Genomic DNA, 21,546 nt, shown 5'->3' on the forward strand with positions numbered 1-21,546 from the left:
GCCTGCTCGCGATGAGGCCAGAGCAGCCAAAAAAACTATTGAGACCGTGGCCGATCCGGCATCAGCACCGCCGAGTGATCCGGCTCATGCCCCGCCTCGGGTAGCGGCTCGACCGGATGCCTCGGAACCAGCGCCTGCTGTGGATAAGTCTGCGCGAAGTTCACCCACGGGCAGTTATCCACAAGCTTTTTCAAACGCTGGTTGAAGGCCCGGCTCACCGCGTATTGACCACCGGACACCGTGCGAAATTGCGCGGTCAGCACCACACCGTTGAGGTCCATCCTGTCGACGCCAAACACATCCAGCGGCCCTTGCAGGTTGTAGCGCAGGAAGGGATCGTTACTGATGGAATGCCCGGCCTCGCGGATCAGTTCGATGGCCTTGTCGACATCGGTATCGTAGGTAAATTGCACCGAGAAAAACGCATAGGCGAATTGCCGCGATTGGTTGGTCACGGCCTTGATCTGCCCGAACGGCACCGAGTGCACGAATCCCTTGCCGTCGCGCAGGCGCAAGGTGCGGATGGTCAGGCCTTCGACGGTGCCTGCGTGACCGGAATCGAGCACCACCCAGTCACCGATGGACAGGGTGTCTTCGATGATGATGAACAGCCCGGTAATCACGTCCTGCACCAGTTGCTGGGAACCGAAACCGATCGCCAGGCCGATGACCCCGGCACCGGCCAGGAACGGCGCGACGTTGATCCCCAGGTTGGCCATGGTGGTGATCGCGCAAATCACCACCAGGATGATTTTGATCGCGTTGCGCAACAGCGGCAGGATGGTTTTCACCCGCGTACTCGGCTGGCGCGCCGAGCGCTTGTTGGTCGGTGGCTTCAGTGCTTCCTGAATCGCCGTGTCGAGCACCACCCAGACCATCCAGGTCACCAGCAGGATCAGACCGATATGGCTCAGGGAATCACTGATCGCCCGGCCCACGGCATTGCTCACCGCGAATTCGAACAGCGACACGCCCCAGATCCGCCCGAGGATATCGATGAACACGATGGCCATGCCGATGCGCAACAAAGCATGGGACAGGTTGAGAAAACGCTCCTTGTAAGCGCCGCTGCGGCGCAGGTCCGCTTCGCTGCGGGCCTTGAACAAATGATGCAGCGTGGTGCTGAGAAACACCGTGGCAATCAGCAACACCGTGGTGAACAAGGCGCTGCGCAGTACTCTCTGATTGTCCACCCCTGCGCCGATCAGGTTGATGATCGAAACCAGTACCATCAACAGAATCGGCCAATACCAGAGCCCGGAAAATATCCGCAGGGTTTCACGCAACGCCGGCTGCCTGAGGCGCTGGGCCAGCGGCAAAATACGGATCACATGGGCGACCGGGCGGCGCATGCGGATCACCAGCAAACCGAAGGACATCGACGCTGCCAACCCGGTGAACACAGCGATGCTGCCGGTGAGATTGTTGCCCAGTTGATGGGCGATCTGCGGACTGGTCAGGGCATCGCTCAATGCCACCAGAAAGCCGATAGCGAACAAGGGGCGGGGACTCTTGTCGCGAATGATCTGCACCGCCCGCCGCTTGTGCCCGGCATTGAACACCACTACCAGCGACAGCACCAATGACCCGGCAAATATCCCCGCGCTGGCGGCATAAGCCAGACACAGCGCCAGCGCCCGTCCCGCCGATATCGGCAAAAACTGGCTGGCATAAATCGTCAACGGCAGACTGATCACCGCCGCAAGGGTGTAGGGCAGCACATAACCGAGCAACGCCTGGCCCCGTTCACGACTGAGCAGCAGACGATGCTCGCACAGGCGCCTGGCGGCCATCCGCCCGAGCAGCCAAAGACAGGCAAACACCACCGTCCACACGCAGGTCAGCAACAGGAAATCGCCGGCGACGCTCCAGGGCGAACGGGCCGAAGGCTGATTGACCAACTGATCCACTTCATCGACCGCGAGGCCGGCACGCAGACGCCAGACGTCGACGAGGTTTTCGTTGAGATCGAGTTTGGTCTGGACCTCGTCGATGCTTGTACTGATGGCCCCCAGTAACCCGCCTTGCACCAGCGGTTCGGGGTGTGCCGGCGGCGTCGCGGCGGTCGCGGTGGCGGGCAGCCCCGGTATCGCGGCGGCTTCCAGTTGCTCGCCGCCCACAAACAGCAACGCTCCCAGCAGTATCGCGGTCTTGAGCCTGATCAAAGCACCCGCTCCTTTGGCTGTGTCTGTATGGAACTGATCGAGAAATGCCGGGCAAGTTCGGATATGGCCCCCTCGGCACAGACTAGCACTCGTGCTCGCGATATTTGCCTTGGGCGCAAATATCAAATGCCCCATCCAGTATTTTTCTGAATGACCGGGGAGCGGGGGACCGTCCGTAGCGCCATCGAAACTTTCGCCGCAGCCTCGTAGTCATCTCAAGACAGGGGCTGTAAGACCGGAGGCGACATGGCGGCGATTCATATCGGTATTTCAGGCTGGCGCTATACGCCCTGGCGGGGAGACTTCTACCCCAGGGGCCTGACCCAAAGGCGCGAATTGCAGTTCGCCTCGCGGGCGGTCAACAGCATCGAAATCAATGGATCGTTCTACGCGCTGCAACGGCCCGAACGTTATGCCCAGTGGTATGGCGAAACCCCGCTCGACTTCGTCTTCAGCGTCAAGGCCCCGCGCTTCATTACCCATATCAAGCGGCTGCGGGACATCCACAAGCCGCTGGCGAATTTTTTTGCGTCCGGAGTGTTGGAGTTGAAAGAAAAACTCGGGCCGATCCTCTGGCAGTTTCCGCCCAGCTTCAAATTCGACGTCGAGTTGTTCGAAAACTTCCTCGACCAACTGCCCCGCAATACCGAACAGGCCGCCGCCCTCGCCCGCCAGCACGACTCCCACGTCACCGGCCATGCGAGTCTGAAGGCTTACAAAAAGAAGCCCTTGCGCCATGCCGTGGAAATCCGTCATGACAGTTTTGTCGATCCGCTGTTTGTCCGCTTGCTCAAGCGCTACAACACGGCCCTGGTCATCGCCGACACGGCAGGTAAATGGCCGTACCGCGAAGACATCACCAGCGATTTCGTCTACCTGCGCCTGCATGGTGCCGAAGCGCTTTATGCCAGCGGTTACACCCCACAGGCACTAAAACACTGGGGCGAACGAATCGAGGCCTGGCATCACGGCCAACAACCGGATGATCCACAATTGATTGCGCCCCGGCAGAGGCCAAAGGCGTGCAAATCCCGGGAGGTGTTCTGCTATTTCGATAACGACATCAAAGTCCGTGCCCCCTTTGATGCACGCCATTTGTTGCAACGCCTGCACCTCGACAAAAACCTCGCCACCATCCCCGGTGAGCCTGCCGCCGAGGGCGTGTTGCCATGAGTATTCCCGAGCCGGTCGGCGTCACGGACGAGCAGACACCCATCAGCACGACAGTACGCAGCTTCACCGTGCTGACGGTCAACACCCATAAAGGTTTCACCGCGCTCAACCGCCGTTTCATCCTGCCGGAACTGCGTGAAGCGGTGCGCAGCGTATCTGCCGATGTGGTGTTTTTGCAGGAAGTCCACGGCACCCACGAGCAGCATCCCAGGCGCTACACCAACTGGCCGGCGATGCCGCAATACGAGTTCCTCGCCGACAGCCTGTGGCCGCAGTTCGCCTATGGCCGCAATGCGGTGTATCCGGCGGGCGATCACGGTAATGCGCTGTTGTCGAAGTTCCAGATCATCCGCCACGACAACCTCGACGTGTCCTTCAGCGGCCACGAGAATCGCGGTCTCTTGCATTGCGTGCTGCGCTTGCCCGGCGACGGCCAGGAAGTGCATGCCATTTGCGTACACCTGGGGTTGCTCGAAACCCATCGCACCGCGCAACTGAAGCTGCTCGCCCAGCGCCTGGACGCCCTGCCCGGCGATGCCCCGGTGGTTGTCGCCGGGGACTTCAACGATTGGCGCCTGCGCGCCGATGCAATGCTCACGCCCAGCGGTTTGCGCGAAGTCTTCGCCGCGCACCATGGCAAACCGGCGCGCAGTTTCCCCGCGCGCTGGCCGGCATTGCGCCTGGACCGCATCTATGTACGCAACCTCAAGGCCAGCCATCCGCAAGTGCTGACCTCCCGGCCCTGGTCGCACCTTTCCGACCACGTCCCGCTGTCGGTGGAGATCGAGCTATGAGCAGCCACTCGATGGAAAAAAACACGCTGGAGCACATCCCCGCCCCGTCTTCCCTCGAGCCGACTGCGGTCGATGTCGAATACGGCTGGCAAGGCAGCAATCGGGTCGAGTTGCTGGAAAACGGTGAGGCGTATTTTCCCCGGGTGTTTGAAGCCCTGCGTCGGGCGCAAAGTGAAATCCTGCTGGAAACCTTCATTCTGTTCGAGGACAAGGTCGGCAATGAGCTGCAACAGATCCTGATCGAAGCCGCTCAACGCGGCGTGCGCACCACCGTCAGCCTCGACGGCTTTGGCTGCGGTGAACTGAGTACCGGGTTCCTCACCGCCCTGACCGTCGCCGGCGTGCACCTGCAAATGTTCGACCCGGCACCGAAACGCCTGGGCATCCGCACCAACTGGTTTCGGCGCCTGCATCGCAAGATTGTGGTGGTCGATGGCACCGTCGCGTTCGTCGGCGGGATCAACTTTTCCGCCGATCATCTGGCCGACTTCGGCCCCGAGGCCAAACAGGATTATTCCGTGGAAGTACAAGGTCCGGCCGTTGCCGATATCCATCACTTTGCCCTGCTGCAATGCGGGCGCCCGGCGCACGCCAGATACTGGTGGCACCGCCGTCGGCAGCGGCGTTCGGAACTGGCCTTCAGCGACCACGATGGCCAGGTGCGGCTGGTGTACCGCGACAACGGGGAACACCAGACCGACATCGAGGAAGTTTACCGCCAGGTATTGCGCCAGGCGCAGCGTCGGGTGGTAATCGCCAACGCCTACTTCTTTCCCGGCTTCCGCTTGCTGCGCGAGATCCGCAACGCGGCCCGCCGAGGCGTGGATGTGCGGCTGATCCTGCAGGGCCAGCCAGACATGCGGGTGGCCAGGCTTGCGGCGCGCATGACCTACGATTACTTGCTCAAGTCCGGGGTAAAGATCTACGAATATTGCGACCGCCCGCTGCACGGCAAGGTCGCATTGGTGGATGAGGACTGGAGCACCATAGGCTCGAGCAACCTCGACCCGTTGAGCCTGTCGCTGAATCTGGAAGCCAACGTGCTGATCCGCGACCGTGGCTTCAATCGAGTTCTGTTCGATCGCCTGGAAGACCTCAGCGACAACCATTGCAAGGCCATGTCTCACGACATCGCGCCACGCGGGCGGGTCTGGCACATGACCATCGGTTTTCTGGTATTTCACTTCCTGCGGCATTTCCCGGCATGGGCCGGTTGGTTGCCGGCGCATAAACCACGCCTGAAACCCTTCCCCCCTCCGACCGGGAGCGCTGACCATGAACCGCGCTGAACCCAACACGACAACTCACGCCAAAAGCCCTGGCAAGTCGCATTGGAGCCGCTGGAAACGACCGCTGACGATGCTGTTTTTCCTGATGCTGATCGTGCTGTTCACAATGCTCGCCCAGCGCCTCGAATGGAGCGAAGTGTTCGAAAACCTGGCCGATTTCAAGGTGCGCACACTGATCATTGCGTCGGGGCTGACACTGGTGAGTTTTCTGGTGTACGCCTGCTTCGACCTGATCGGCCGCACCTACATCCGCCAGAACCTGACCTGGAAGCAGATCCTGCCGGTGGGGATCATCAGCTACGCCTTCAACCTGAACCTCAGCGCATGGGTCGGCGGCATCGCCATGCGTTACCGGTTGTATTCGCGGCTCGGGGTCAGCAAGAGCAACATCGCGAAAATCCTCGGCCTGAGCCTGGCGACCAATTGGTTCGGCTACATGGTGATTGCCGGTGCCGTGTTCAGCAGCGGGCTGGTGCGCATGCCGCCGGGCTGGAAGCTCAGCAGTAGTACGCTGCAAGGCGTGGGGGTTTTGTTATTGCTGCTGAGCGCCGGGTACCTGGCGGCGTGTCGGTTTGCCAAGCGTCGGGAGTGGGCAATTCGCGGAATGGAAATTGACTTGCCGTCGCTGCGCATGGCGGTGCTGCAACTGGCCCTCGGGGCTCTGAACTGGTCGCTGATGGCGGCGGTGATTTTCACCTTGCTGCCGAGCAAACTGGACTATCCGCTGGTATTGGGCGTGCTGTTGATCAGTGCCATCGCCGGGGTCATCACTCACATACCGGCCGGGCTCGGCGTGCTGGAAGCAGTGTTTGTGGCGCTGCTGCAACACGAGACTTCGCGGGGCAGCCTGGTGGCGGGACTGCTGGCCTATCGAGCGATTTATTTCATCCTGCCGCTGTTGATTACCGTGGTGATGTACCTGCTGGTGGAAGCCAAGGCCAAGGCGTTGCGGATAGAGAAAAAACCCAAGTGATTTTGTGCTGGTTGTGAAGACGCCTTCGCGAGCAAGCCCGCTCCCACAAGGTCTGTTGGTGGATGCAGATTCTATGTACACCCTCGATCCATGTGGGCTTGCCCGCGAAGGCGTCCACAAGCACACCGCAAATCACTCGGATTGAATAATGCTCAACCGCTCCCCCACCACCATCTCGGTAATCCAGCCAACGAGGATCGAGGTGTAGGCCTGCTGCGAAACCGGGTCGCTCAGCGCATGGTCGGCACCGTCGATAATGCGGTGAGTCAGCGAGTGCGTCTGCTGGCAGGCCGCGCGGTAACTCATGATCGTCGCGTGGGGCACGTATTCGTCGGTCTCGGACTGCACCAGAAGCACGTCCCCGGTGAATTGCGAGCAAGCATGCAGGGCACGGTTGCTGTCGGCACGCACCAGGGTGCCTCGGTAATCACGCAGATCCAGTTTGTCCAGATCGCGTTTCGGCGTGTGCCATTGCTCGTCGCGATACAGCGCCGGTACCCGCAGCGCCAGCCAGCGAACGGGCCTGAGCGAGGTCAGAATCGAGGCCAGATACCCCCCGTAGCTGGTGCCGACCACGGCAATGGCCGAGGTATCGAGGGCCGGGTGTGCGAGCAAGCGGTCATAGGCTGCCAGCAAGTCGCGCAAATTGTCTTCCCGGGTCACCCGGGACAATGGTATGCCGGTGCCACCGGTATGCCCGCGCAGGTCGAAGGTCAGGCACACGCACCCCAACCCGGCGATACCTTTGGCGCGCTCCAGATCCCGCTCCTGGCTGCCGCCCCAACCGTGCACAAAGAGCACGCCGGGAACTTTCGATTTGGGACTCAGGAAGGTCCCGCTCATCTGTTCGTCGTCGATGTCGATCTGAATGGATTCGCTTCTAGCCGTCATAGGGTTTAACCGTCACGTACTTGAGGAGAAAGTCACCGGACTGCGCCGGCCCGCGGTACACCTCGATGGCGTCCGCCGGCAGCGGCTGATTGGTATAGGTTTCCACCGAAGACACACGAATCGCGCACACCCCCGGATCGTCGGTGAAACGCTGCAATGCCGCCACTTCGGCGCTGCTGGCACCGCCTATGCGCCAGGATTGTTCGAGCACGCCACTACGCGGCCGGCCGTCGCTGGCGATGCCTTGGGCGATATCGTAGTTGCGCCGCGAGGCATAAAAACCGGGGTAGGCTTCATCCGCCGCCCTGTCGAACACCTGTGCCTGATGGATCGCCAGGCGCACGTCTTCCGGCAGATCCAGTTTCAACAATTCGTCATAGCCGCCCGGCACCACCAGCAAGTTGGATCCGCCATACACCTGTTCACCCTGAGCGTCCTCGGTCAAGTATTGATCACCGCAGTAACTGAGTACCTTGTCGCCGATAAAACTCTGGCCGACGCTGTGGGTGACCACCTGGTCCAGGTCCTGTTCGAGTACCACGCCTTCGCCGAACGTAGCCTCAGCCTCTGACCTGGCAAGCAATTCATCGAACTCGTCGAGGCTTTTGATCACTTCCTGACCACGTCCGGCACAGGCATGAATCGGCTTCAGGCGGATCGGCCCGGTGTACAACAAATGCTCCGCCGCCGGGCGCGCATCCTTCAGGGAGAACACGCTGAGACCGTCGAGCACCACGCTGCGCACCCGCTCGGAAAACAACGGCGCCCAGCCTGGCGGCGCATGGGCGTGGCGGTTGAGCAATCCGTGACTGATGGCTTTGGTGCAGATGAAGTCGTGGTCGACATAACCGCCCCACAAATCCTCCGGCCCCTTGACCCCCAGTTGCCGGGCTGCCGCAGTGCCCACCAGGGTCTGGGTCGGCAACAGGTAGAGGTCCTGCCCGTCATGCAACTGCGGGTCGTAGCTGCCGCCGTATTTAAGCCCCAGTATCTGCGCCAGCCAGCGGGCCAGTGCACGATTGGTTTCAACTTCGTGTACTGGCGCGTCGGCGAGCACCGAATGGGCGACCACCAGCTTCCTGCGGTTTGTTGGGGTCATGCATCCCCCTTCAATCGACGCTTGATGAATGTAGCTCAGAGGTGCAGAGATCAGGCCAAGCTAACCTGAGGGGAAAGGGTTTTCAAATCAGCCTGTTGCGCAGTAAGTGATGGCATGATGCCTGTTTTATTCTGCACGACGCCCTTTGATTTTCCGGCATTTTGCACGATTCCAGCCCACACAACCGACCCTGTGGGAATCGAGGTGATGCGACTAGCGTGCAACCGATCCAGGGCTCACCCCAAACCGCGTCCGATAATCACTCGGCGCCAACCCGGTGATTTTCTTGAACGTCGCACGAAACGCCCCAGGGTCCTGATAACCCACGGTCCAGGCGATGTGGTCGATGGTACCGTTGGTGAATTCAAGCATTTCCCGGGCCTTGCCGACTCGCAGATGCTGGCAGTATTCCGTGGGTTTGAGCCCGCTGGCCGCGCGGAAGCGGCGCAGGAAGGTGCGTTCTTCCAGGCCTGCCTTTTCGGCCATCGCCGCCAGCGACACATCGGTCGCCCCGGTGCTTTGCAGCCAGTGTTGCACCTTGAGGATCGCCGCATCGCCGTGGCTGAGGATCGGCGCAAAATTGCTGCCGCACTCACTGGCGCTGTCGCTGTGTTCCACCACCAGAAAACGTGCGGTGTTGGTGGCGATGCTCGGCCCCAGCAGCCGGTTGACCAGGCGCAGACCCAGTTCTGACCAGGCCATCAGCCCGGCGGTGGTAATCAGGTCGCCGTCATCGACAATCGGCGTATCGGCCTTGAGCCTGATCGCCGGGTAACGTTCAGCGAAGGCTTTGGCCGAGGTCCAGTGGGTGGTGGCGCTGCGACCGTCGAGCAGACCGCTTTCGGCCAGCAGGATAGACCCCACGCAAACCCCGCCCAGCGTCGCGCCACTGGCATGTTGTTCGCGCAACCAACGGATCAATCCCTGTGGTGCCTGGCCTTCGGAAAAACCGGCAATCGACGGCGGAATCAACACGGCCACCAAGGCGCGCACCGGACCGGAATGACTATCGAAGATCCGAACCGGCGCCTGATCGCCTTCAACCTGCCAATGGCTGACCCGCAACAGCGGCAACTGTGCAGACTGATGTTCGGCGGCGATCCGATTGGCCACCCCGAACAAATCCGTCAAGCCATGCACCGCCGCCATCTGCGCGCCGGGATAGATCAGCACACCGATTTCGGCGATTGCCCTTTCTGCGTCCATTGTCAGTTTTCCCCCTTCTATTGTCGGTGCGGCCAATCCCCGGATCGCCTGCCACAGCCAATACTTCATTCCACGCCAACACACACTTCGAGGAAACAGTCATGGCCAAGCAAGCGCTCATCGTAGTCGATATCCAGAACGACTACTTCCCCCAAGGCAAGTGGCCGCTGGTCGGTGCCGACGCCGCCGCAGACAACGCCGTCCGCCTGATCAAGGCCTTCCGCGATGCCGGTGATTCAGTGGTGCATATCCGCCACGAATTCACCTCCGAAGAGGCGCCGTTTTTCACCCCGAACTCTGAAGGCGCCAAGCTGCACCCGAAAGTGCTCAACCGTGCCGACGAACCGGTGGTACTCAAACACTTCGTCAACTCGTTCCGTGAAACCGAATTGAAATCGATCCTCGACGAACAAGGCATCAAGGAGCTGGTGGTCGTGGGCAGCATGAGCCACATGTGCGTCGACGGTATCACCCGGGCGGCGGCGGATTTTGGTTATACGGTCACCGTGATCCATGACGCCTGCGCCACCCGAGACCTGGAGTTCAATGGCGTGACGGTTCCGGCGGCGCAGGTTCATGCGGCGTTCATGGCGGCCCTGGCGTTTGCGTACGCCAGCGTGGTGTCGACCGACGAGTTCCTGACAGGCAGCCAGAAGGTGTAAACCCTATTCAGGACGAGACAGCAAATATGAAAAAGCCCATGGCCTCACACGTCATGGGCTTTTTATTGCCAGTGAGTCTGGACGATCTGCATCGAACGCAATACCGACAGAACCCTGGAAAGGCATGCCAAAGCCAACAATGTCTCTACTCCCAACGCATACGCGGGGGATGTTGCCTTCACCCATGCCACTTTCTGGATAACTCACTGGAAGCCTGAACAATGAACAGCATGAATATCAGCACTGACCGCCTGTCGAAAAAAACATCCCTCGGATTCACCACCATGGCGATCGGGACCTACGGCATTTACTTCGCCCTCGCCGTTATCTACTTCTGGTTCGGCGGAATGAAATTTACCCACTATGAAGCAGAGGGGCTAGTGCCACTGGTGAGCAATAGCCCCTTCCTGGGATGGGTCTATGACCTTTTCAGCGTCGATCTGTTTTCCAGTTTGCTCGGTGTCCTGGAGATTTCCATTGGTGTCCTGATTGCGGGCCGCCTGCTGTCGCCAAAGCTTTCATTGATCGGAGGCGCCTTGTCTGCCGGACTGTTTTTCACCACCTTGAGCTTTATGTTCTCGACACCCGGCGCGATTGAGCCCGGCCTTGGTTTCCCGGCCATTACGGTCGCGCCTGGCCAGTTCCTGCTCAAGGACATCGGCTTGCTTGCCGCCTCCCTGTTCGTGGCCGGCCATTCGCTGACCAGACTGGAAACCCCTTGAGCTGACAACATCATCCGCCGATGGCCTGAATCAGCTCGATGCATTCAGGTCATCGTCAGCAAGTACGCGGCCCTCAACGGCCAGGGATTTCATCCAGCCCCGTGGACTGCAGCCGGTCTTGCGGCGAAACGCACGGGCAAGCGCCGACGGACTTTCATAACCCACCTCATCGGCGATCAGCGTAATCGGCCGCCCTTCCCGCAGGCGCTTCTGCGCCAGACTGATGCGCCAGCTCAGAAGATAATCCAACGGTGTTTGCCCCAGGACCGCGCGAAAATGCACCGCATAAGCGGCGCGGGACATGTTCGACTCATTCGCCAGCTCGGCCACGGACCAGGCCCGTTGAGGCTGGTTGTGCATCTGCATCAGCGAGCGCGACAGCCGCACATCGGCCAACCCGGCCATCATGCCGGTGCTCAACTGCTGGTGGTCGAGCAAATGCCGGAACAGCAGAATGATCAACAGCTCAAACAAACGATCAAGCACCGCCTCCCTGCCACAATGCCCGGAGCCAGCTTCATCGAACATCCATCTCAGGGTGTCGGCCAGCAACGGCAACTCATCCAGAGGCAATACCAGAAGATCGGGGAGCGAAGCAGATATCGGATTACTCGCGCCACCATCGAACAGCATCGACGCACATAACAGCCGGGCACCTTCAGTGTCACTGGCGATGAGCTGATGTCGGCTGGGGCGCGGCAGAAAAATCAGGCTGGGGCGAGTGAGCAACAACTCACTCCTCCCTGGGCCTTTCAACGTGACAGAGCCGGCCTGCAACAGGTGAATATGACCGCGCTGGTCGGCGCCATCGTAGGACGCCACGCCGCAAAGCATGCCGCTGTAAAACAGGTTTGCTCGCACGCCGAACTGTGACAACAACGTAGACAGGCGATCCATAGGGCAACTCTGCTCAAGGTCTGGACCTGTAGCAGAGTATCACTGCGCACTGGCGGCTGGACGGTCCTCGATCCCGGCGAGGAATGCCCTGGTAAAAATGCAAAAAGCCCGGCATCCATAGGGAGGCCGGGCTTTTTCAGGTTCTATTCTTTGGTGAAAGAATCAGAACGGGATATCGTCATCAAAGCTGTCGAAATCCGGAGCTGGCTGAGGAGCTGCCTGCTGTGGAGCCGGGCGCGACTGCTGCGGTGCCGACTGCTGTGGACGCGGAGCCTGCTGGCGTGGCGCGGACTGCTGGTAGTTGTTACCGCCGCCCTGGCCCTGCTGTTCGCCCTGTGGACGGCCGCCCAGCAGTTGCATGGTGCCTTGCATGTCGACCACGATTTCGGTGGTGTAACGCTTGATACCGTCTTTTTCCCACTCGCGGGTCTGCAGCTTGCCTTCGATATAGACCTGCGAACCTTTACGCAGGTATTCACCGGCGATTTCCGCAACCTTGCCGAACATCGACACACGGTGCCATTCGGTCTTTTCGACTTTCTGACCGGTTTGCTTGTCGGTCCACTGTTCGCTGGTCGCCAGACTCAGGTTGGTCACGGCGTTACCGTTAGGCAAGTAGCGAACTTCGGGATCCTGGCCGCAAGTGCCGACCAATATGACTTTGTTAACCCCACGGGCCATAACGTTCTCCTAGGCTACGCACGCTGCCCCGGCCGGGTTGTTCACCAGGCACTCAAGGGTGGTGCGATCCAATAGTTCGGTGTCCAGTTTGATGTAAATCGCCGCCTCTTCCGCGACGATGACTGCATCTGTTACCCCTACGACCGCCATCAGGCGCTCGACCAGACCCGCTTCGCGGATCGCCTCTGGCGACAACGGCAAGCGCAGGCTCGTGACGTAGGGAGGTTCGCGCATGGTAACAGCAAAGGCCAGCCAGAGGGCAGCCAGACCGGCGCATCCGAGGAACACAACCGACAGACCGCCATGCTGGAACAGCCAGCCGCCAAGAATGCCGCCCAATGCCGACCCGAGGAACTGGCTGGTGGAATAAACCCCCATCGCAGTGCCCTTGCCGCCGGCCGGTGAAACCTTGCTGATCAGCGATGGCAACGAAGCTTCCAGCAGATTGAATGCGGTGAAGAACACCACCGTACCGATCACCAGAGCCCGCAAGCTGTCGCCGAACTGCCAGAAGAATAGCTCAGTGAGCATCAGCGTCACGACGGCGCCGAGTAAAACTCGTTTCATTTTGCGTTTCTTCTCGCCGTAGATAATGAACGGGATCATGGCGAAGAAAGAAATCAGCAGCGCGGTCAGATACACCCACCAGTGCTGCTCTTTGGGCAGCCCGGCTTTCTCGACCAGCGCCAGTGGCAAGGCGACGAAGCTGGACATCAACATCGCGTGCAACACAAAAATGCCCAGGTCCAGGCGCAGCAGATCCGGATGCTTGAGGGTCGGGATCAACGCCTGGCGCGCGACCCTGGACTCACGGTGCTGCAACGGGCCGGTGGAGCGCGGCACCATGAACATCACGATCACGATGCCGAACAGCGCCATGCCGCCGGTGGCAAGGAACAGCCCGGACAACCCGAATGCACGGGTCAGCAGCGGGCCGACCACCATGGCCACCGCAAACGACAGGCCGATGGTCATGCCGATCATGGCCATGGCCTTGGTCCGGTGCTGCTCACGGGTCAGGTCGGACAGCAAGGCCATGACGGCCGCGGAAATCGCCCCGGCGCCCTGCAGGATCCGCCCGGCGATCACGCCCCAGATCGAGTCGGCATTGGCTGCCAGCAGACTACCGAGGGCAAAGACGATCAGGCCCAGGTAAATCACCGGGCGGCGACCGATGCGGTCGGAAATGAAACCGAAAGGAATCTGGAACACTGCCTGGGTCAGGCCATAGGCGCCAATCGCCAGACCGATCAGGGCCGGCGTGGCTCCGGCCAGATCCATCCCATAGGTCGCCAGTACCGGCAACACCATGAACATGCCAAGCATACGGAAGGCGAACACCAGGGCCAGCCCGCTTGCCGCGCGGGTCTCGCTGCCACTCATGCGCTCGCTGTGGGGATCGTGCATGGAAAAACCTCATGTGAACCGGCGGCGATTCTACCAGTCCCATCGATTGGCAGGGTATATCGCGACGCTTTGACGCGCATTGCTGACACACTCTTCATGTAAGACAGTAGCCCACTCGCTTGATAGTGTGCATCCATCCAGTATTTGGCCGTATACTCCTACGTTTTCGACGCCCGCCGAGCGAGGCCACCTTGGACAAGATCCTGATTCGTGGGGCTCGAACCCACAACCTGAAGAACATCGACCTGACCCTGCCACGGGACAAGCTGATCGTCATCACCGGCCTGTCCGGCTCCGGCAAGTCGTCCCTGGCGTTCGACACCCTGTACGCCGAAGGTCAGCGCCGCTACGTCGAATCGCTGTCGGCCTACGCCCGACAGTTCCTGTCGATGATGGAAAAGCCTGACGTCGACACCATCGAAGGCTTGTCGCCGGCAATCTCCATCGAACAGAAGTCGACCTCGCACAACCCGCGCTCGACGGTGGGCACCATCACCGAAATCTACGACTACCTGCGTCTGCTTTATGCTCGCGTGGGTATTCCCCGCTGCCCGGATCACGACATCCCGCTGGAAGCGCAGACCGTCAGCCAGATGGTCGACCTGGTCCTCGCCGAGCCGGAAGGCAGCAAGCTGATGCTGCTGGCGCCGGTCATTCGCGAGCGCAAAGGCGAGCACCTGTCGGTTTTCGAAGAGCTGCGCGCACAGGGCTTCGTCCGCGCCCGAATCAACGGCAAGCTTTACGAGCTGGACGAAGCGCCCAAGCTCGACAAGCAGAAAAAACATACCATCGATGTCGTGGTCGACCGCTTCAAGGTTCGCGCCGACCTGCAACAACGCCTGGCCGAATCCTTCGAGACCGCGCTGAAACTGGCGGACGGCATCGCCCTGGTGGCACCGATGGACGACGAGCCGGGTGAAGAGATGATCTTCTCCGCACGCTTCGCCTGCCCGATCTGTGGTCACGCCATCAGCGAGCTTGAGCCAAAACTGTTCTCCTTCAACAACCCGGCCGGCGCTTGCCCGTCCTGCGATGGTTTGGGGGTGAAGCAGTTCTTCGATATCAAGCGTCTGGTCAATGGCGAACTGACCCTGGCCGAAGGGGCTATTCGTGGCTGGGACCGGCGCAATGTCTATTACTTCCAGATGCTCGGTTCGCTGGCCTCGCACTACAAGTTCAGCCTGGAAGTTCCGTTCAACGAACTGCCGGCCGATCAGCAGAAATTCATCCTGCACGGCAGCGGTTCGCAAAACGTCGACTTCAAATACCTGAACGACCGTGGCGATATCGTCAAACGCTCGCATCCGTTCGAAGGCATCGTGCCGAACCTGGAACGCCGATACCGCGAAACCGAATCGGCATCGGTGCGTGAAGAACTGGCCAAGTTCCTCAGCACCCAGTCGTGTCCGGACTGCCGTGGCACCCGTCTGCGGCGTGAGGCGCGGCACGTGTGGGTCGGCGAGAAAACCCTGCCGGCGGTGACCAACCTGCCGATCGGCGATGCGTCCGAATATTTTGGCGGGCTCAAGCTCACCGGCCGGCGTGGCGAAATTGCCGACAAGATCCTCAAGGAAATCCGCGAGCGCCTGCAGTTCCTGGTCAACGTCGGCCTCGACTATCTGTCGCTGGATCGCAGCGCGGACACCCTGTCCGGTGGCGAGGCCCAGCGTATTCGTCTGGCCAGCCAGATTGGCGCCGGGCTGGTGGGCGTTCTGTACATCCTCGACGAACCGTCCATCGGCCTGCACCAGCGCGATAACGACCGGCTGCTGGGCACCCTCAAGCACCTGCGCGACATCGGTAACACGGTGATCGTGGTCGAGCACGACGAAGACGCGATCCGTCTTGCCGACTACGTGGTGGACATCGGCCCGGGCGCTGGCGTGCACGGCGGGCATATCGTCGCCGAAGGCACACCGGCCGAGGTCATGGCGCACCCGGACTCGCTGACGGGCAAATACCTGTCGGGCCGGGTAAAGATCGAAGTCCCGGCCAAGCGCACACCACGCAACAAGAAGCTGACGCTGTCGCTCAAGGGCGCACGTGGCAACAACCTGCGCAATGTCGACCTGGAAATTCCAATCGGCCTGCTGACCTGTGTGACCGGCGTGTCCGGCTCTGGCAAATCGACGCTGATCAACAACACCCTGTTCCCGCTGAGCGCCACGGCGCTGAACGGCGCGACCACGCTCGAAGCTGCCGCCCACGACAGCATCAAGGGCCTGGAGCACCTGGACAAGGTCGTCGACATCGACCAGAGCCCGATTGGCCGTACACCGCGTTCCAACCCGGCGACCTACACCGGATTGTTCACACCGATCCGCGAGTTGTTCGCCGGCGTACCGGAGTCCCGCTCCCGGGGCTACGGGCCGGGGCGCTTCTCCTTCAACGTCAAGGGCGGCCGCTGCGAGGCTTGTCAGGGCGACGGCCTGATCAAGGTCGAGATGCACTTCCTGCCGGACATCTACGTGCCGTGCGACGTGTGCAAGAGCAAGCGCTACAACCGCGAGACCCTGGAGATCAAGTACAAGGGCAAGAGCATCCACGAAACCCTCGAGATGACCATCGAGGAAGCGCGGGTGTTCTTCGATGCCGTACCGGCCCTGGCGCGCAAGCTGCAAACGTTGATGGACGTCGGCCTGTCGTACATCAAGCTGGGGCAATCGGCGACCACGCTGTCCGGTGGTGAAGCCCAGCGGGTGAAACTGTCCCGCGAACTGTCCAAGCGTGATACCGGCAAGACCCTGTACATCCTCGACGAACCCACCACAGGGCTGCACTTCGCGGATATCCAGCAACTGCTGGACGTGCTGCATCGCCTACGCGACCACGGCAACACAGTGGTAGTGATCGAACACAACCTGGACGTGATCAAGACCGCTGACTGGCTGGTGGACCTGGGTCCGGAGGGTGGTTCCAAGGGCGGGCAGATCATTGCCGTCGGCACGCCGGAGGAAGTGTCAGAGATGAAGCAATCTCATACCGGTTACTACCTCAAGCCGCTGCTGGAACGTGATAGGGCTTAACCGGGCCCCATGAAAAAGCCCCTGTCACTTCATCAGTGACAGGGGCTTTTTTGTATCTGTAGGAGCGAGCTTGCTCCGGGCTGCGTTCCGACGAAGGCCGTAAACGATAACGCAGCGCCTTCAGATTTTTCGCGAGCAAGCTCGCTCCTACAAAAGACGTTGGGGCTTCCCCCCCTATGCAATCAGGTGTGGGATTGCAGGTAGTTCTCAAGCCCGATCAACTTGATCAGCCCCAACTGCTTCTCGAGCCAGTAGGTGTGATCTTCTTCGGTGTCATGTAACTGGACCCGCAGCATTTCGCGGCTGACATAGTCCTTGTGTTGCTCGCAGAGCTTGATGCCCTTGCACAGCGCAGCCCGCACCTTGTATTCCAGGCGCAAATCCGCTTCGAGCATCTCGGTGACTGTGGTGCCGACATCGAGATCGTCCGGACGCATCCGCGGCGTGCCCTCGAGCATCAGAATCCGGCGCATCAGGGCATCAGCGTGCCCTGCTTCCTCTTCCATCTCGTGGTTGATTCGTTCGTAGAGCTTGGTGAAACCCCAGTCCTCATACATCCGCGAGTGGACGAAATATTGATCACGCGCGGCCAGTTCGCCGGTCAGCAACGTGTTGAGGTAATCGATCACATCTGGGTGGCCTTGCATCGCCCTACATCTCCCTGCTTGAAAGTTGTAGTTTGAACCAACATGCCCTTATCGTCACTCGCAAGACGCAATAAAAGCGAAGATATTCTGAGAAAACCGGCTGAAATAACGCAAAAAACCGCCCAAACAAGGGCGGTTCTGCTTCTCATTTAGACTTCGTTAAGCTGTACGTTGAGCAGCTTTGCGATTGCTTCTCCATACGCAGGGTCAGCCCTGTAGAAATGTTGCAGCTGGCGATCAACCACATCACTCGACACACCGGCCATCGCACCGGCGATGTTGCCGACCAGCAGTGATTTCTGCTCTTCAGTCATCAAGCGGAACAACGCGCCGGCATGACTGTAGTAATCAGTGTCCTCACGGTGGTCGTAACGATCGGCGGCACCATTGAGGGCTAACGCCGGCTCTGCGTAACGAGGCGCCTGCTTCGGCGACTCGACATAGCTGTTCGGCTCGTAGTTCGGTGTCGCACCGCCATTGCAGCCAAAAGCCATCGAACCATCACGCTGGTAACTGTTGACCGGACTGCGCGCAGCATTGACTGGCAACTGCTGGTGATTGGTGCCGACACGGTAGCGATGAGCGTCCGCGTAGGCGAAGACCCGACCTTGCAGCATACGATCCGGTGACAGACCAACGCCCGGGACCATATTGCTGGGACCGAACGCCGCTTGCTCGACTTCCGCGAAGTAGTTCTGCGGATTGCGATTGAGTTCCAACTCTCCGACTTCAATCAGTGGAAACTCTTTCTGCGACCAGGTTTTGGTGACATCAAACGGGTTCTCGTAGTGCTCCGCCGCCTGGGCCTCGCTCATGATCTGAATGCACACGCGCCATTTCGGGAAATCACCCTGCTCAATGGCATTGAACAGGTCGCGCTGGGCGTAATCCGGATCAGCACCCGCCAGGCGCGCCGCCTCGGCAGGAGCAAGGTTCTTGATCCCCTGTTTGGTCTTGTAGTGCCACTTCACCCAGTGACGCTCACCTTGAGCGTTGATGAGGCTGTAAGTGTGGCTGCCGAAGCCATGCATGTGGCGGTATCCATCAGGAATACCCCGATCTGAGAACAGAATGGTGACCTGGTGCAGCGCCTCGGGCGAATGCGACCAGAAGTCCCACATCGCCTGGGCACTCTTCAGGTTGCTTTGCGGCAAACGCTTCTGGGTGTGGATAAAGTCCGGAAACTTCAGCGGATCACGAATGAAGAACACGGGCGTGTTGTTGCCGACGATGTCCCAATTGCCTTCCTCGGTGTAGAACTTCAAAGCGAACCCGCGCGGATCACGCTCGGTATCGGCCGAACCACGCTCGCCACCCACGGTGGAAAACCGCAGGAAAGTCGGGGTTTGCTTGCCAACTGCCTCAAACAGCTTCGCGCTGGTGTATTGAGTGATATCGCGTGTCACGGTGAACGTACCGTAGGCACCCGAGCCTTTGGCGTGTACACGGCGCTCAGGGATGTTTTCACGGTTGAAGTGGGCAAGCTTCTCGATCAGGTGAAAGTCGTCGAGCAGCAGCGGGCCACGAGGGCCGGCGGAACGGGAATTCTGGTTATCGGCAACAGGAGCGCCACTGGCGGTGGTAAGCGTTTTGTTTTGGCTCATGCGATCTTCCTTCCTCTGTCGGTCTTGAACTGCCGGCTATCGGCTGAGAGGGAGTATTGATCATCAATATGACAGCTACAAATTCATTAACTTGCAGACATCGATAGAGAAAACTAATAATCATCCCCATCACATAATGCCGATGTGGACGAAGGAGACGCTTGTACAAACGGTGCGTTTCTTACAGGCACAAAAAACCGGGCACTAGGCCCGGTCCTTTGTTTCAGACTGACGTCTTACTCGGCAGATACAGCTTCGCCGGCAGTAGCACGATCAACCAACTCGACGTACGCCATAGGCGCGTTGTCGCCAGCGCGGAAACCGCACTTGAGGATGCGCAGGTAGCCACCCTCACGGGTAGCGTAACGCTTGCCCAGGTCGTTGAAGAGCTTACCAACGATAGCTTTCGAACGAGTACGGTCGAAAGCCAGACGGCGGTTAGCAACGCTATCTATCTTGGCCAAAGTGATCAGCGGCTCGGCAACGCGGCGCAGTTCTTTAGCTTTTGGCAGAGTAGTTTTGATCAGCTCGTGCTCGAACAGCGACACCGCCATGTTTTGGAACATGGCCTTGCGGTGCGAGCTGGTGCGGCTCAGGTGACGACCACTTTTACGATGACGCATGGTTCATTCCTTACCAAACACTACGTTCGGTGATTACGACGATCAGGCAGTCGCCTTGTCGTCCTTCTTAAGACTTGCAGGCGGCCAGTTGTCGAGGCGCATGCCGAGGGACAGACCGCGGGAGGCCAGAACGTCCTTGATTTCAGTCAAGGATTTCTTGCCCAGGTTCGGAGTCTTCAACAGCTCTACTTCGGTACGCTGAATCAGGTCACCGATGTAGTAGATGTTTTCCGCCTTAAGGCAGTTAGCCGAACGTACAGTCAGTTCCAGATCGTCAACCGGGCGAAGCAGGATCGGATCGATCTCGTCTTCCTGCTCGACAACCACTGGCTCACTGTCACCCTTGAGGTCGACGAACGCAGCCAACTGCTGTTGCAGGATGGTTGCAGCGCGGCGAATTGCCTCTTCAGGATCCAGAGTACCGTTGGTTTCCAGATCAATAACCAGCTTGTCCAGGTTAGTACGCTGCTCGACACGGGCGTTTTCCACCACGTATGCGATACGGCGAACCGGGCTGAACGAAGAGTCAAGCTGCAAGCGACCGATGCTGCGGCTTTCGTCTTCATCGCTCTGACGCGAGTCTGCCGGTTCATAACCACGACCACGAGCTACTACGAGCTTCATGTTCAGGGCGCCGTTAGACGCCAGGTTAGCGATTACGTGATCGGGATTAACGATCTCGACATCATGATCCAGCTGAATATCGGCAGCGGTAACCACCCCCGAACCCTTCTTCGACAAGGTCAGCGTAACTTCGTCACGACCGTGCAGCTTGATAGCCAGACCTTTAAGGTTCAACAGGATTTCAATTACGTCTTCCTGTACACCTTCGATGGCGCTGTACTCGTGGAGCACACCGTCAATCTCGGCCTCGACTACTGCACAGCCGGGCATTGAGGACAACAGGATGCGGCGCAGCGCGTTGCCCAGGGTATGGCCAAAGCCACGCTCGAGAGGCTCGAGAGTGATCTTGGCGCGGGTTGGACTGACAACCTGCACATCAATGTGGCGGGGTGTCAGGAACTCATTTACCGAAATCTGCATGGATGCACCTATTTTCTAGCCCTTACTTGGAGTAGAGCTCGACAATCAGGCTTTCGTTGATGTCGGCGGACAGATCACTGCGAGCTGGAACGTTCTTGAAAACGCCCGACTTCTTCTCAGTGTCTACTTCTACCCATTCTACGCGGCCACGTTGGGCACACAGATCGAGAGCTTGGACAATGCGAAGTTGATTTTTTGCTTTCTCGCGAACAGCGACCACGTCACCAGCACGAACCTGGTAGGACGGAACGTTAACGGTCTGACCGTTTACGCTGATCGACTTGTGCGATACCAGCTGACGGGATTCGGCACGAGTCGAACCAAAGCCCATACGGTATACAACGTTGTCCAGACGGCATTCGAGCAGTTGCAGCAGGTTTTCACCGGTTGCACCTTTCTTGCCAGCAGCTTCTTTGTAGTAGCCGCTGAATTGACGCTCGAGAACGCCGTAGATACGACGGACCTTCTGCTTTTCACGCAGTTGGGTGCCGTAGTCGGACTGGCGACCGCGGCGTTGGCCGTGGATACCAGGTGCTGCTTCAATGTTGCACTTCGATTCGATCGCGCGCACGCCGCTCTTCAGGAAGAGATCGGTGCCTTCGCGACGAGCGAGTTTGCATTTTGGACCAATGTAACGAGCCAT

The 21,546-nt window shown here is 59.6% G+C and carries 19 protein-coding genes; 7 read left to right on the plus strand and 12 right to left on the minus strand.

What is annotated here, in order from left to right:
* Window positions 1-35: 35 nt before the first annotated feature.
* On the minus strand, window positions 36-2,165 hold the full coding sequence (locus AC3ITA_RS25720) for a mechanosensitive ion channel family protein (RefSeq protein WP_489278722.1): 2,130 nt from the start codon (window positions 2,163-2,165) through the stop codon (window positions 36-38).
* A gap of 246 nt (window positions 2,166-2,411) precedes the next feature.
* On the opposite strand from AC3ITA_RS25720, the gene AC3ITA_RS25725 reads away from it, so the two are divergent.
* The 4 genes from AC3ITA_RS25725 to AC3ITA_RS25740 are packed head-to-tail and all read left to right on the plus strand — an operon-like array spanning window position 2,412 to window position 6,394.
* The gene (locus AC3ITA_RS25725; protein ID WP_489278724.1) at window positions 2,412-3,338 is read left to right on the plus strand and encodes a DUF72 domain-containing protein; all 927 of its coding nucleotides are present in this window, start codon (window positions 2,412-2,414) and stop codon (window positions 3,336-3,338) included.
* Entirely contained in the window at window positions 3,335-4,132 is a 798-nt protein-coding gene (locus AC3ITA_RS25730) for an endonuclease/exonuclease/phosphatase family protein (RefSeq protein ID WP_150673786.1), read from the plus strand. Before AC3ITA_RS25725 ends, AC3ITA_RS25730 begins: the two co-directional genes overlap by 4 nt.
* Window positions 4,129-5,421, plus strand: a complete 1,293-nt coding sequence (gene clsB / locus AC3ITA_RS25735; RefSeq protein ID WP_489278726.1) for a cardiolipin synthase ClsB — start codon at window positions 4,129-4,131, stop codon at window positions 5,419-5,421. The genes AC3ITA_RS25730 and clsB overlap by 4 nt, the downstream gene beginning before the upstream one ends.
* Window positions 5,408-6,394, plus strand: a complete 987-nt coding sequence (locus AC3ITA_RS25740; RefSeq protein ID WP_095941925.1) for a lysylphosphatidylglycerol synthase domain-containing protein — start codon at window positions 5,408-5,410, stop codon at window positions 6,392-6,394. The genes clsB and AC3ITA_RS25740 overlap by 14 nt, the downstream gene beginning before the upstream one ends.
* 132 nt (window positions 6,395-6,526) lie before the next feature.
* Here the strand turns inward: AC3ITA_RS25740 and AC3ITA_RS25745 are convergent, their stop codons facing one another.
* From AC3ITA_RS25745 to AC3ITA_RS25755, 3 genes are all read right to left on the minus strand, one after another.
* Window positions 6,527-7,285, minus strand: a complete 759-nt coding sequence (locus AC3ITA_RS25745) for an alpha/beta hydrolase family protein (RefSeq protein WP_095946324.1) — start codon at window positions 7,283-7,285, stop codon at window positions 6,527-6,529.
* Complete coding sequence (locus AC3ITA_RS25750) at window positions 7,275-8,384, minus strand: DUF3182 family protein (RefSeq protein ID WP_095946323.1); 1,110 nt, start codon at window positions 8,382-8,384, stop codon at window positions 7,275-7,277. Before AC3ITA_RS25750 ends, AC3ITA_RS25745 begins: the two co-directional genes overlap by 11 nt.
* Window positions 8,385-8,597: 213 nt before the next feature.
* The gene (locus tag AC3ITA_RS25755; RefSeq protein ID WP_414928552.1) at window positions 8,598-9,590 is read right to left on the minus strand and encodes a GlxA family transcriptional regulator; all 993 of its coding nucleotides are present in this window, start codon (window positions 9,588-9,590) and stop codon (window positions 8,598-8,600) included.
* A gap of 101 nt (window positions 9,591-9,691) precedes the next feature.
* On the opposite strand from AC3ITA_RS25755, the gene AC3ITA_RS25760 reads away from it, so the two are divergent.
* Together AC3ITA_RS25760 and AC3ITA_RS25765 are read left to right on the plus strand one after the other, a co-directional pair.
* Window positions 9,692-10,252 (plus strand): cysteine hydrolase family protein, encoded by a 561-nt coding sequence (locus AC3ITA_RS25760; RefSeq protein ID WP_095946321.1) that lies wholly within the window; start codon window positions 9,692-9,694, stop codon window positions 10,250-10,252.
* A gap of 221 nt (window positions 10,253-10,473) precedes the next feature.
* On the plus strand, window positions 10,474-10,974 hold the full coding sequence (locus tag AC3ITA_RS25765) for a YkgB family protein (protein ID WP_489278729.1): 501 nt from the start codon (window positions 10,474-10,476) through the stop codon (window positions 10,972-10,974).
* A gap of 30 nt (window positions 10,975-11,004) precedes the next feature.
* On the opposite strand, the gene AC3ITA_RS25770 is transcribed toward AC3ITA_RS25765, so the two are convergent.
* The 3 genes from AC3ITA_RS25770 to AC3ITA_RS25780 form a co-directional block, all read right to left on the minus strand.
* Window positions 11,005-11,871: an AraC family transcriptional regulator gene (locus AC3ITA_RS25770; RefSeq protein WP_489278731.1), complete on the minus strand. Its 867-nt coding sequence runs from the start codon at window positions 11,869-11,871 to the stop codon at window positions 11,005-11,007.
* A 162-nt stretch (window positions 11,872-12,033) separates the two neighbouring features.
* Entirely contained in the window at window positions 12,034-12,552 is a 519-nt protein-coding gene (locus AC3ITA_RS25775) for a single-stranded DNA-binding protein (protein ID WP_150673757.1), read from the minus strand.
* Between the two features lie 9 nt (window positions 12,553-12,561).
* Window positions 12,562-13,959, minus strand: coding sequence for an MFS transporter (locus AC3ITA_RS25780; protein ID WP_095946317.1), 1,398 nt, complete (start codon window positions 13,957-13,959; stop codon window positions 12,562-12,564).
* Between the two features lie 191 nt (window positions 13,960-14,150).
* Between AC3ITA_RS25780 and uvrA the strand changes: the two genes are divergently transcribed.
* On the plus strand, window positions 14,151-16,985 hold the full coding sequence (gene uvrA / locus AC3ITA_RS25785) for an excinuclease ABC subunit UvrA (RefSeq protein ID WP_414928551.1): 2,835 nt from the start codon (window positions 14,151-14,153) through the stop codon (window positions 16,983-16,985).
* A 182-nt stretch (window positions 16,986-17,167) separates the two neighbouring features.
* On the opposite strand, the gene bfr is transcribed toward uvrA, so the two are convergent.
* The 5 genes from bfr to rpsD form a co-directional block, all read right to left on the minus strand.
* On the minus strand, window positions 17,168-17,632 hold the full coding sequence (bfr, locus tag AC3ITA_RS25790; RefSeq protein ID WP_008053867.1) for a bacterioferritin: 465 nt from the start codon (window positions 17,630-17,632) through the stop codon (window positions 17,168-17,170).
* A gap of 149 nt (window positions 17,633-17,781) precedes the next feature.
* Window positions 17,782-19,236, minus strand: coding sequence for a catalase (locus tag AC3ITA_RS25795; protein ID WP_150673755.1), 1,455 nt, complete (start codon window positions 19,234-19,236; stop codon window positions 17,782-17,784).
* 236 nt (window positions 19,237-19,472) lie between these two features.
* Window positions 19,473-19,859: a 50S ribosomal protein L17 gene (gene rplQ / locus AC3ITA_RS25800; RefSeq protein ID WP_046041617.1), complete on the minus strand. Its 387-nt coding sequence runs from the start codon at window positions 19,857-19,859 to the stop codon at window positions 19,473-19,475.
* A 42-nt stretch (window positions 19,860-19,901) separates the two neighbouring features.
* Window positions 19,902-20,903 carry a DNA-directed RNA polymerase subunit alpha gene (locus AC3ITA_RS25805; protein WP_007970428.1) on the minus strand — a complete coding sequence of 334 codons (1,002 nt, stop codon included), beginning with the start codon at window positions 20,901-20,903 and terminating at the stop codon, window positions 19,902-19,904.
* 22 nt (window positions 20,904-20,925) lie between these two features.
* The gene (gene rpsD / locus AC3ITA_RS25810; protein WP_003176404.1) at window positions 20,926-21,546 is read right to left on the minus strand and encodes a 30S ribosomal protein S4; all 621 of its coding nucleotides are present in this window, start codon (window positions 21,544-21,546) and stop codon (window positions 20,926-20,928) included.

The sequence above is a fragment of the Pseudomonas sp. GL_090 genome, assembly GCF_057837765.1.